Origin of the sequence: Actinophytocola xinjiangensis (genome assembly GCF_001921215.1) — a bacterium.
Classification (GTDB): Bacteria; Actinomycetota; Actinomycetes; order Mycobacteriales; family Pseudonocardiaceae; genus Actinophytocola; species Actinophytocola xinjiangensis.
Genome location: NZ_MSIF01000028.1, coordinates 56,583 through 68,169 on the forward strand (window position 1 = coordinate 56,583; position 11,587 = coordinate 68,169).

11 protein-coding genes are annotated in these 11,587 nt (G+C 71.8%); 3 read left to right on the plus strand and 8 right to left on the minus strand.

Translation table 11 applies throughout. From position 1 onward, the window contains the following. Positions 1-34: 34 nt before the first annotated feature. Positions 35-1,063, plus strand: coding sequence for a quinone-dependent dihydroorotate dehydrogenase (locus BLA60_RS36060; RefSeq protein ID WP_075137554.1), 1,029 nt, complete (start codon positions 35-37; stop codon positions 1,061-1,063). On the opposite strand, the gene pspM is transcribed toward BLA60_RS36060, so the two are convergent. The 6 genes from pspM to rimO all read right to left on the minus strand — a co-directional run bounded on the left by pspM (position 1,060) and on the right by rimO (position 6,305). After that, positions 1,060-1,923, minus strand: coding sequence for a phage shock envelope stress response protein PspM (gene pspM, locus BLA60_RS36065; protein WP_075137555.1), 864 nt, complete (start codon positions 1,921-1,923; stop codon positions 1,060-1,062). The two genes, BLA60_RS36060 and pspM, sit on opposite strands and share 4 nt — an antisense overlap. Positions 1,924-1,956: 33 nt before the next feature. Beyond that, complete coding sequence (locus tag BLA60_RS36070; RefSeq protein WP_075137556.1) at positions 1,957-2,802, minus strand: PspA/IM30 family protein; 846 nt, start codon at positions 2,800-2,802, stop codon at positions 1,957-1,959. Positions 2,803-3,092: 290 nt separating this feature from the next. Beyond that, the gene (locus BLA60_RS36075; RefSeq protein ID WP_075137557.1) at positions 3,093-3,548 is read right to left on the minus strand and encodes a helix-turn-helix domain-containing protein; all 456 of its coding nucleotides are present in this window, start codon (positions 3,546-3,548) and stop codon (positions 3,093-3,095) included. Between the two features lie 190 nt (positions 3,549-3,738). Further along, positions 3,739-4,245: a CinA family protein gene (locus BLA60_RS36080; protein ID WP_245812386.1), complete on the minus strand. Its 507-nt coding sequence runs from the start codon at positions 4,243-4,245 to the stop codon at positions 3,739-3,741. A gap of 6 nt (positions 4,246-4,251) precedes the next feature. Next, entirely contained in the window at positions 4,252-4,854 is a 603-nt protein-coding gene (gene pgsA, locus BLA60_RS36085; RefSeq protein ID WP_075137558.1) for a CDP-diacylglycerol--glycerol-3-phosphate 3-phosphatidyltransferase, read from the minus strand. Next, entirely contained in the window at positions 4,851-6,305 is a 1,455-nt protein-coding gene (rimO, locus tag BLA60_RS36090; protein WP_245812387.1) for a 30S ribosomal protein S12 methylthiotransferase RimO, read from the minus strand. Before rimO ends, pgsA begins: the two co-directional genes overlap by 4 nt. A 183-nt stretch (positions 6,306-6,488) precedes the next feature. Between rimO and BLA60_RS36095 the strand changes: the two genes are divergently transcribed. Together BLA60_RS36095 and BLA60_RS36100 are read left to right on the plus strand one after the other, a co-directional pair. Then, positions 6,489-6,986: an amino-acid N-acetyltransferase gene (locus BLA60_RS36095; protein WP_245812389.1), complete on the plus strand. Its 498-nt coding sequence runs from the start codon at positions 6,489-6,491 to the stop codon at positions 6,984-6,986. A gap of 116 nt (positions 6,987-7,102) precedes the next feature. After that, on the plus strand, positions 7,103-7,552 hold the full coding sequence (locus BLA60_RS36100; protein ID WP_084735815.1) for a phospholipase: 450 nt from the start codon (positions 7,103-7,105) through the stop codon (positions 7,550-7,552). A gap of 52 nt (positions 7,553-7,604) precedes the next feature. On the opposite strand, the gene BLA60_RS36105 is transcribed toward BLA60_RS36100, so the two are convergent. Beyond that, the gene (locus BLA60_RS36105) at positions 7,605-8,726 is read right to left on the minus strand and encodes a lipase family protein (RefSeq protein WP_075137560.1); all 1,122 of its coding nucleotides are present in this window, start codon (positions 8,724-8,726) and stop codon (positions 7,605-7,607) included. A gap of 54 nt (positions 8,727-8,780) precedes the next feature. Further along, positions 8,781-11,477 carry a DNA translocase FtsK gene (locus BLA60_RS36110; protein WP_425427119.1) on the minus strand — a complete coding sequence of 899 codons (2,697 nt, stop codon included), beginning with the start codon at positions 11,475-11,477 and terminating at the stop codon, positions 8,781-8,783. Between the last annotated feature and the right edge of the window lie 110 nt (positions 11,478-11,587).

Consider the following 11,587-nt stretch of genomic DNA (forward strand, 5'->3'; position numbering starts at 1 on the left):
CATCCCGCCCCGGCCGCGATGACACGATGGTCAGGTGGTCTACCAGCATGTTCTGCGACGCGCGCTGTTCCGGTTCGGCGGCGAACCCGAGGTCGCGCACGAACGCACCCTGGCCGCGTTGGGCCGGGTCGGGGCGCTGACCAGGGTGGCGCGCCCCTTCTACGGGCGGGGCCGGCCGGTGGAGGTGTTCGGCGTGCGGTTCCCCGGCCGGGTCGGGCTGGCGGCCGGCGTCGACAAGAACGGGGTGGCGCTGCGGGCGTGGCCCGGGCTCGGTTTCGGGTTCGTCGAGGTCGGGACGGTGACCGCGGTGGCCCAGCCGGGCAACCCCCGGCCCCGGCTGTACCGGCTGCCGGCCAGCGAGGCCGTGATCAACCGCATGGGCTTCAACAACGAGGGCGCCGCCGCACTCGCCGAACGCCTGCGCCGCCTGGGCCGGTCCCCCGTGCCGATCGGCGTGAGCATCGGCAAGTCCAAGGTCACTCCGGTCGAGGACGCGGTGGACGACTACCGGGCGTCGCTGCGCGTGCTGTTCCCGTACGCGGACTACTTCGCGATCAACGTCAGCTCCCCCAACACCCCCGGCCTGCGCGGCCTGCAGGACCGCGACGTCCTGGCCGGTCTGCTCGCCAGCCTGCGCACCGAGGCCGACGAGCTGGCAGCCGCGTCGGACCGCCGCCCGCCGCTGCTGGTCAAGATCGCCCCCGACCTGACCCTCGACGCCGTCGACGAGGTCCTGACCGTGTGCGCCGACCACGGTGTCGCCGGCCTGATCGCCACCAACACCACCCTGTCCCGCGACGGCCTCGCCGCCGGGGACCGGACGACCGGTGAGCAGCCGGGCGGCCTGTCCGGCCGCCCCCTGACCGCCAGGGCCCTGGAGGTCGTCACCCACGTCACGACCCAGACCAACGGCCGGCTCCCGGTGATCGGCGTCGGCGGCCTGCACACCCCCGACGACGCCGCCAGGATGTTCGACGCCGGCGCGAGCCTGGTCCAGCTCTACACGGGCTTCATCTACCGGGGCCCGGCCCTGGTCCGCCGGATCAACCGCCTCGACCGCTAACGCCCGGCCTGGGACAGCTCCCGCAGGGCGGCGGCCAGGCCGGCCAGGTGGTCGGTGGCGTCGCTGAGTTCCTGCTTCGGGCCCGCCGAGGAGCTGGCGGCCACCACGCCGCCGGCCGCGGCGACCAGGCTGCGGTAGCCGTCGAGGCCCTCGTCGAGTTGTTCGCGCAGGCGGGCGACGCCCTCGACCAGCGGGCCGCGTTCCAGGGGCGGGGCGTGGTCGCGGGCCAGTTCGACGGCGACCAGTTGGGCGGCGACGGCACGCAGGGCCGTCGCGGCCTCGGTACTGGTGGCCCTGGCCTGGGCGACCGACTCCTCGGGCACCGACGCCGGGAGACCGGGCGTGCCGGACAGCTGGGCCAGGACCTTCTCCAGCGCGGTCTCGGCCTCGGCCAAGCGCTGCATCGGTTCCCTGGCCGCCGAGCCCTTCGGCGGAAGCGTGGTGGGCGGCGCCGTCGGCTCGGCCGGCAGGTACTTCGCCTCGAAGGCCTGCTGTTCGCGCTTGATCAGCGTCATCTTCCTGGCGCCCCGGATGGCGAAGGTGCCGGTCACCAGGGCCACCACGATGGTGAAGATCACCGTGGTGACCTGGTCGGCGCCGGTGTCGGAGGCGTCGCCGACCACGCCGGTGGCCGCCCCGACCGTGAGGACCGTGGCGATCGCGCAGATCAGCGCCCACATCGTCGCCCAGCGTGATGCCCAGACCCGGCGGCGCTCCAGCTTGCGTCGCTGGCGCTGGATCTTGGCCGACTCGTCACCCCGGGCGGCGATGGCGCTCTGCACCTGCCGCATGACCTCGCCGTTGACGTACCGGTTGGCCAGCTTCGTCAGCTGGTAGATGTCGCGCCCGGTCGGTCGCATGGTCCCGGCACCTCCAACGGCCTCACATGCACATCAGGAGTTCTGCGGGTTGGCCTTCTGCTCCTGCGCGACCCGCTGGGCGATCTCGGCCTGGATGTTCGCCCCGGCCGAGGACGCGTTGTTCGACGAACCGCTGGTGACCTGCGGGGCGACCGAACCGCCGCCCATCGACGCGCGGATCTGCTCCAGGCGTGACTGCCCGGCCATCTCCGTGGTCGACGCCTGGACCTCCATCATCCGGCCCTGCACCGAGTTCGACGCCAGCTCCGCGGAACCGAGCGCGGTGGTGTACCGCTTCTCGATCTTGTCCCGGACCTCCTCCAGCGACGGCGTGTTGCCCGGCGCGGCCAGCTCGCTCATCTGGTTGAGGCTCTTGGAGACCTGCTCCTGCATCTTCGCCTGCTCGAGCTGGCTGAGCAGCTTGGTGCGCTCGGCCAGCTTGTTCTGCAGCATCATCGCGTTGCGCTCGACGGCCGTCTTGGCCTGCGTCGCGGCCTGCAGGGCCTGGTCGTGCAGGGTCTTGAGGTCCTCGATGTCCTGCTCGGCGGTCACCAGCTGGGTGGCGAACGACGACGCGGCCTGCTCGAACTGGGTGGCCTTCGCCTCGTCGCCCTTGGCGCGGGCCTCGTCGGACAGCACCAGCGCCTGGCGCGCGGAGGCCTGGAGCTTCTCCACGTTGCCGAGCTGGCGGTTGAGCTTCATCTCCAGCTGACGCTGGTTGCCGATCACGGCGGCCGCCTGCTGGGACAGCGCCTGGTGCTGCCGCTGGGCCTCCTCGATGGCCTGCTGGATCTGTACCTTCGGGTCAGCGTGCTCGTCGATCTTCGACGAGAAGGCTGCCATGAGGTACTTCCAGAACTTCACGAACGGGTTGGCCATCTCCTCCGCCTGCCTTCTCCGACTGGTTCGCTACTGGCTGCCCACCGGCCCGCCTATGTGGCTGGTAGGGCAACGCCCCGTCATCGCTGTTGGTTCCATCGTGTCAGGTGCGGCGGCATCCTTACCACCGGACCGGGCATAAATCAGGACCGAATCAGGGATGGCCCTGAGGGTACGAACCGATCTCGGGGTCGGTCACCTCAGGTGATGGACCAGCCCCGCCCGCAGGGCATCGAGCCTACCCGTGGGCGGGGGCGGCGGGGTGAGAGCGTCCCAGTTGGGACAACAGGTCAGGCGGCGAACACCGCGCCGATCCGGCGGCCGCCGAGCGAGGCGTCCATCCGGTGGCTCAGAACGGGCTGGATCCGCAGGTCGGACAGGTCGTCGCCGACCACGGCCGGGACCAGCCGGCCGGCGTCGACGCCGTCGACCGACGCGCGCGGCGCGCCGTCGCCGGCGCGGTCCATCGCCTCGGCCCGCTCCGGGGTCTCGGCGGCGTCGGGCATCGCGTCCATGGCGCCCATGTCGCTGGCGACGTGGTGCATCAGCTGCGAGAGCGGCAGCTCCAGCGCGTCGCAGATCGCGGCCAGCAGCTCACTGGACGCCTCCTTGCGGCCCCGCTCCACCTCGGAGAGATAGCCGAGGCTGACCCTGGCGGCCCGGGAGACCTCGCGCAGCGTCCGCCGCTGGTTCGTGCGGGCATGCCGAAGCCGATCACCGATCGCCTCACGCAACAGCACGGTCATCGCGCGCGCCTCCCTCCAAGATCAACCGCCCGGCCGAGGCGGTCGAGCACGGTGCCAACGTTACCGAGCGATCATGGTCATCGGCACCGACATCACTACTCGTCCGCCACAAGCGAACGACCGGGAGGGCCCCGGTGTTCCCGAACGTTACGGAACGGAACTGGAGCCTGGGTCGAGTTCGCCCCGGTTCTCACCCCGTGAACTGGGCCCTGAGCAGGTCGAACACCGCGCGGACGGCCGCCGAACGGACCTGGTGACGATTTCCGTCGACACCGATCGTGTGTACCGCCGTCGACCGAACCGACGACACGCCGACATGCACCACCCCCGGCTCGACGCCGTCCTGCGGGTCCGGGCCGGCGACGCCGGTGAGCCCGAGGCCCCAGGTCGCGCCGCACGCGCGGCGGGCGCCCTCGGCCAACTGCTCGGCGACCCGGGGATGCACCGCGCCGTGTTCGGCCAGCAACGACGGGTCGACGCCGGCCAGGTCCGCCTTGAGCCCGGTGGCGTAGACCACCAGGCCGCCGCGCACCACCGAACTCGACCCGGGGACCGAGGTCAGCGCCGCGGTGACCAGGCCGCCGGTGAGCGACTCGGCGGTCGCCACGGACTCGCCGCGGCGGCGCAGCGCGGCGACCAGGCCGGCCAGGTCGTCGGCCGGCAGGCCGAGCGCGTCGGCCAGCGGGTTGCGCGCCACCCGGCGTCAGCCCTGGGCGCGCAGGCGCAGCGCGCGCACCACGTAGTCGACGCCGGTGCCGACGGTCAGCACCAGCGCCACGCCCATGACCGTCCAGTTCAGCGGGTCGAACCCGGCCGGCAGCGGCGCCAGGAACAGCCCGATCGCGAAGATCTGGACGATCGTCTTGAGCTTGCCGCCGTAGCTCGCGGCGATCACGCCGTAGCGGATCACCCAGAACCGCAGCAGCGTGATCAGCACCTCGCGGCCGGCGATGGTGATCGTCACCCACCACGGCAGCTCACCGAGGATGCTCAGGCCGATGAGCGCCGACCCGGTCAGCGCCTTGTCGGCGATCGGGTCGATGACCTTGCCGAAGTCGGTGACCAGGCCGAACTTGCGGGCCAGGGTGCCGTCGATGTGGTCGGTGACCGACGCGACGGCGAACACCAGGGTGGCGATCAGCCGCCAGCCGGTGGACTCCGGCGCGGTGAACAGGCTCAGCAGGAACACCGGCACCAGCGCGAGCCGGGTGACGGTGAGGATGTTCGCGACGTTGAGGATCGGGACGTGCACGGTCGGGGCGGCGATCGGGTCCGGGGAACGACCACCGTCGGCCGAGGCACTCATGGCGAACCCTCCACAGCGGCCCCGACAGCGATCCCGCTGGCGGCCCCGCCGACGACCTCGGCCAGTTCCACGATCAGGTCGACGCCCTCGGAGTCGACCACCTTGCCCCGCACCAGGTCACCCACAGCTAGCTCCCCCTCACCGGTGAGCAGGCATTCGCCGTCCACCTCTGGTCCCTGGTGCGCGGCCCGCCCCGCGCACTCCTGCCCGACCCGTTCGACGAGCACCAGCACCTCCTCGCCGATCCGGTCCTCCGCGCGCTGCGCGGTCAGCTGTTCGACCAGGTCACCGACCCGGGTCACCCGCTGCGCGACCTCACGCGGGTCGAGCTTGCCGTCGAGGCCCTCGGCCTCGGTGCCGTCCTCGTCGGAGTAGCCGAACACGCCGACGACGTCCAGTCGCGCCTCGGTGAGGAAGTGCTCCAGCTCGGCCAGCTCGTCCTCGGTCTCCCCGGGGAAGCCGACGATCACGTTGCTGCGGATCCCGGCGTCGGGCGCCAGCTCGCGGATCTGCTCGACCAGCGCCAGGAACGACTCGGTGCCGCCGAAGCGGCGCATCCGGCGCAGCACGGTCGAGCTGGCGTGCTGGAAGGACATGTCGAAGTAGTTGGCGACGCCGTCGGTGCCGGCGATCGCGGTCACCAGGCCGGGGCGGGTCTCGGCCGGCTGCAGGTAGGACACCCGCACCCGCTCGATCCCGTCGACCTCGGCCAGGCGGGGCAGCAGACGTTCCAGGGCGGCCGGGCCGCCGTGCTCGCGGCCGAGGTCCTTGCCGTAGGAGGTGGAGTTCTCGCTGACCAGGAACAGCTCGCGCACACCCTGCTCGGCCAGCCACCGCGCCTCGGCCAGGATCTCCGCCGGCTGCCGGGACACGAACGCGCCCCGGAAGGACGGGATGGCGCAGAACGAGCACCGCCGGTCACAGCCGGAGGCGATCTTGAGCGCGGCGACCGGGGCGTCGTCCAGGCGGCGGCGCAGCACCCGGGGGCCCCAGCCGTGGCCGGGCACCGCGAGGTCGGCGGTCGAGCGGCTGACCGGGGTGATCGGCAGCAGGGTGCGCCGGTCGGTGGGGGTGTGCGCGGCGATCGTTCGGCCGGCGACCACGTCGTCGAGCCGCTCCCCCAGGTTCGGGTAGTGGTCGAAGCCCAGCACGGCGGCGGCCTCGGGCAGGCTGCCGGCCAGCTCGGCGCCGTAGCGCTCGGCCATGCAGCCCACGGCGACGACCTTCGCGCCGGTCTCGGCGGCCTCCAGCAGGGCGTCCACCGAGTCCTTCTTCGCCGACTCGACGAACCCGCAGGTGTTGACCACGACGACGTCGGCGCCCTCGGCGTCCTCGGTCAGTTCCCAGCCGTCGCCGGTGAGCCGGCCGGCGAGTTCCTCGGAGTCGACCTCGTTACGGGCACAACCGAGGGTGAGCAGGGCAGCACGGCGGGCGGCCGGTGGTGTGGGCACGGCTCTCAGGGTAACCGCCGCCGCCACGGTCATCGCAGGTTACTCCGCCGCCGAGACGCTGCTGGGACCCTGACGCGACGCGGCGGGACCCGGCCGGTCGCGCCACGCTGGTCCAGCTGGCCGCCGCCGCGCGCCCGTCCGGGCGGTCAGAAGCGTTTCCGGACCAGCGGTTAGGTTGGCCTGGTGAACGAAGTGGTGGTCCGCCGGGCGCGGATCGGCGACGTGCGGACCGTCAAGTCGATCATCGACACGTATGTCGGCAAGGTCCTGCTGGAGAAGGAACTTGTCACGATCTACGAGGACGTGCAGGAGTTCTGGGTCGGCGAGGCGAACGGCGAGCTGGTCGGCTGCGGTGCCCTGCACGTGCTGTGGGAGGACATCGCCGAGATCCGCTCGATCGCCGTGCTGCCGCACGCGGCCCGGCTGGGGGTGGGCAGCGCGATCGTGGACCAGCTGGTCGGCGTCGCGCGCGAGCTGGGGCTGGCCCGGCTGTTCGTGCTGACCTTCGAGACGGCGTTCTTCGCGCGGCACGGCTTCGTGGAGATCGACGGCACGCCGGTCAGCTCCGAGGTGTACGAGCAGATGCGGCGCTCGGTGGACGCCGGGGTGGCGGAGTTCCTCGACCTGCCCTACGTCAAACCGAACACCCTGGGCAACGCGCGCATGCTGCTGGAGCTGTAGGACCCGATCGATACCCACTGTTCGCCCATTGGGAGGTTTCGCCGTCGCCCCTGGCCAGGCGTAATTGATCAGGGGTCCGCACGGGGCGGGCCCCGTCGCTCCCCCAAGGAGATCGCGTGGCCACGTCAACCCTGCGTCGTGCTGCCCAGGCGTTCGTCACCGCCATCGCGGTGGCCGGCACCCTGTTCGTCGGGGCCGGCTCCGCCCAGGCGGCGCTCACTCCCAGCCAGCTGCGGACCGTGACCGACCAGTACCTGCACAGCACCAGCCTCAGCGGGTTCCAGACCCTGCGTTCCCAGAAGCCCTACGGCAGCCAGCTGGACTGGTCCTCCGACGGCTGCTCCAACTCGCCGGACAACCCGTTCGGCTTCAACCTGGTGCGTGCCTGCTACCGGCACGACTTCGGGTACCGCAACTACAAGAAGCAGGGCCGGTTCACCGAGTCCAACCGGCTCACCATCGACAACCGGTTCAAGACCGACATGTACACGGTCTGCGCCGGCAACTGGGCCTGCAACCGGTTCGCCGACGCCTACTACCTGGCGGTGCGCCAGTTCGGCGGCTGAGTCCGCTCGTTCGCTCCCGGGGCACCGTCCCGGGAGCGAACGAACACATCCCTCAGCAGTTTCCGGCGGCCGGGCGGCCGGCGAGCCGGTCGGCGACCCAGCCGGTCACCGCCGGGCTCATCAGCGCGGCCGTGGTGAAGTGCGCGCCGGTGTCGGTACGCCAGAACGTCACGTCGGCGCCGCCGGCACACCAGTCCGAGCGCAGCCCGACGCTCACGCCCACCGGCAGGATCTCGTCGCCGTTGGAGTGGTAGAGCAGCACCGGCGCCCTCGGGATCGCGCCGCCGAGGTTCTGCTCGTCGACCCTGGCGCTCCACTCGGGGCGGGCCAGCACGTCCTCGGTGGTGTAGTCGGCCATGGAGTGGCCGGCGTACTTCGCCAGCTCGTCGGTGCAGTCGTCGCGGATGTCGGCGAACGCGGCGCGGCCGGCGTCGTTGAGGTAGGGGGCCAGGTCCAGCTCCGGGTAGGTGACGTCCATGCCGAAGCCGGCGGCCATGACCAGCCCGACGTTCTCGCCGCCGTCGTTGTGCTCGGCGACGGTCTTGAGGTTGGCCGGCGGGGCGCCGACGGCGTAGGCGGCGATGGTCAGTTCGGGGGCGTAGGTGGGGGCGAGTTGGGCGGCCCAGCCGGCGGCGTGCCCGCCCTGGGAGTACCCGACGATCGCCACGTCGGTCGACGGGGACAGGCCGGTGCCGGGCAGGCGCAGGGCGGCGCGGACGGCGTCGAGGGTGGCGTTGCCCTCGGCGCGCCCGGCGATGTAGGTGTGCTCGCCGGGGGTGCCGATGCCCTCGTAGTCGGTGACCACGACGGCGTAGCCCCGGGTGGCGTACTGGTGGATCAGCAGGCCCTCGGTCTCGTCACCGGCCTCCAGGTGGCGGGAGGGCGCGCACTGGTCGCCCAGGCCGTGGGTGCCGGGGGCGTAGCCGATGACCGGGGTGTCGGCGTCGGCGCCGTAGGGCACGACGACGGTGCCGCTGACGGTGATCGGCGTGCCGGTGGCGGAGGTGGAGGCGTAGGTGATCAGCCAGGTGCGGGCGTAGAAGAAGCCCGGCGCGTTGACCGAGCGGGAGGTGACCACGTCCCCGGGCGCCGCGGTGGCGACCGGGTCGGCGGCGGCGGCAGGGGCGGCAACGGTCAGTGAGGCGAACAGGATACCGACGAGTAGTCGACGCATTACCCCAACGTAATCAGTCGATCACATCTGGTGAATAGTCTTATCGGACGGTGCTCAGTCGTCCTCGCCCGAACCCGCTCCCCCGCCGCCCCGGATCAGGTACAACACGCCGTCCAGCTCGTCGGGCTTGACCAGCACGTCGCGGGCCTTGGAACCCTCCGACGGGCCGACCACACCCCGACTCTCCAGCAGGTCCATCAGCCGGCCCGCCTTCGCGAACCCGACCCGCAGCTTGCGCTGGAGCATCGACGTCGACCCGAACTGCGAGGTCACGATCAGCTCGGCGGCCTGCAGCAACACGTCGAGGTCGTCGCCGATCTCCTCGTCGATCTCCTTCTTCTCGCCGGCCTTGGCCGAGGTCACGCCCTCGGTGTACTCCGGCTGCGCCTGGTCCTTGACCGCCGTGACGATCGCGTTGATCTCCTCGTCGGTGATGAACGCGCCCTGGATCCGCCGGGGCTTGGACGCGCCCATCGGCAGGTACAGGCCGTCGCCCATGCCGATCAGCTTCTCCGCGCCCGGCTGGTCCAGGATGACCCGCGAGTCGGTCAGCGACGAGGTGGCGAACGCCAGCCGCGACGGCACGTTGGTCTTGATCAGACCGGTGACCACGTCGACCGACGGGCGCTGGGTGGCCAGCACCAGGTGGATGCCGGCCGCGCGGGCCTTCTGGGTGATCCGCACGATCGCGTCCTCGACGTCGCGCGGCGCGGTCATCATCAGGTCGGCCAGCTCGTCGACGATCGCCAGGATGTAGGGGTAGGGCCGGTACTCGCGCTCCGAGCCGGGCGGCGCGGTGATCTCGCCGGAGCGGACCTTCTTGTTGAAGTCGTCGATGTGGCGCACCCGGTTGGCCTGCATGTCCTGGTAGCGCTGCTCCATCTCCTCGACGAGCCAGGTCAGCGCGGCGGCGGCCTTCTTGGGCTGGGTGATGATCGGCGTGATCAGGTGCGGAATGCCCTCGTAGGGGGTCAGCTCCACCATCTTCGGGTCGATCAGCACCATCCGGACCTCGTCCGGGGTGGCCCGCGCGAGCAGCGAGACCAGCATCGAGTTGACGAAGCTGGACTTGCCGGAACCGGTGGAGCCCGCGCACAGCAGGTGCGGCATCTTCGCCAGGTTCGCGGTGACCATGTGGCCCTCGATGTCCTTGCCGAGGCCGATCACCATCGGATGGGTGTCCTTGACGGCGGTGGCCGAGCGCAGCACGTCGCCCAGGCGCACCATCTCCCGGTCGGAGTTGGGCACCTCGATGCCCACCGCCGACTTGCCGGGGATGGGCGCCAGCAGGCGGACGTTGTCGGTGGCCACCGCGTAGGCGATGTTCTTGGTCAGCGCGGTGATCTTCTCGACCTTCACGCCGGGGCCGAGCTCCACCTCGTAGCGGGTGACCGTCGGCCCCCGGGTGAACCCGGTGACCTGCGCGTCGACCGAGAACTGGTCCAGCACGCCGGTGATCGCCTCGATCATCGCGTCGTTGGCGCGGCTGCGGGCCTTGGGCGGCTCGCCGCCGGCGAGCAGGTTCGGGTCGGGCAGCGTGTAGTCGCCGTCGACGACGCGGGTCAGCGCGAGCTGACCGGTCTGCTCCTTGGCCTGCGGGGTCTCCTTGACCTGCTCGGGCCGCACGCTGGGCTGCTTCTTGCGGCGCGCGGGCGGCTCCGGCCCCGGCTCCAGCGGCAGCTGCGGGTCCTCGGCGGCCGGCTCCTCGCCCGGCTCGACCATGGAGGCCTGCCGGCGGCGGGTCGAGCGACGCGGCTTGGGTTCGACGACCGGCGGCTCCTGCTCGTCCTCCTCGGTGCCGGGCAGCTCGATGCCCTCGTCGTCGTAGAAGTCGTCGTAGTAGTCGTCGTCGGGGTCGCGGCCCAGCTCACGCAGACGGTCGGGGATGTCGCGGAAGCGGGTGCCGGTGAACACCAGCACACCGAAGCCCAGCACCAGCACCAGCAGCGGGATGGCGACCCAGGTGGTCACGCCCTTGGCGAGCATCCCGCCGGCGGCGTAGCCCAGGGCGCCCCCGGCGTACATCCGGCCGTCGTTGTCCTCCGGCAGGTCGCTGAACACGTGCAGGATGCCCAGGAAGGCCAGGCTGAACAGCAGCGTGCCGACGACCAGCCTCGGGCGCTTGTCCGGCTGCGGGTCCGAGCGCATCAGCGCGACGCCGATCACCAGCAGGACCATCGGCAGCGCCATGGCGGCCGCGCCGGCCGTGGACCGCGCGCCGATCTCCAGCCCGCGCCCGATCGGACCGGCGGCCTTCCACCAGATGCCGGCGCCGGCGATCACGCCGACGGCGATCAGCGCGAAGGCGATCCCGTCACGGCGGTGCGCCGGGTCGAGCTCCTTGGTGCGGCCGACCGTCCGGGCCAGCCCGCCGACGCCCTTGGCCAGCAGGTTCCAGCCGCCGCGCAGGCCACGGACCAGTGCGCCGCCGGCACTGCCGCGCCGGGCGGCCGGCTTGGCCGGGGGGCGGCGGGTGCCCGACGAGCCCCGCGCCCGCGACGAGGACGACCGGGCCCTGGACGACGAGGAGGACGGCCGGCCGGTCGACCGGGGCTTCGACGAGGAGGACTTCGCCCTGGTCGAGGCGGAGCCGGCCGTGGACCTGGCCGGCGACTTGGCCGTGGACTTGGTCGTGGACTTCGCCGACGAGGACTTGGCGGTCGTGGACCTGGCGGAACTCGCTCGGGAACCGCCGCCACGGCCGCCGCTGGCGCCCTTGGAGGACTTCGAGGCTGCTGTCCGGTTCGCCATAATCCCCACGGTAGTCGCCTGTCACCACACACGTCACTCCTGCCACACGGGCAACGGAGGGTCTGCCCTTCACTGCCCGAAGGGTTCGTGCGATGCTCCGGCCATGGTCG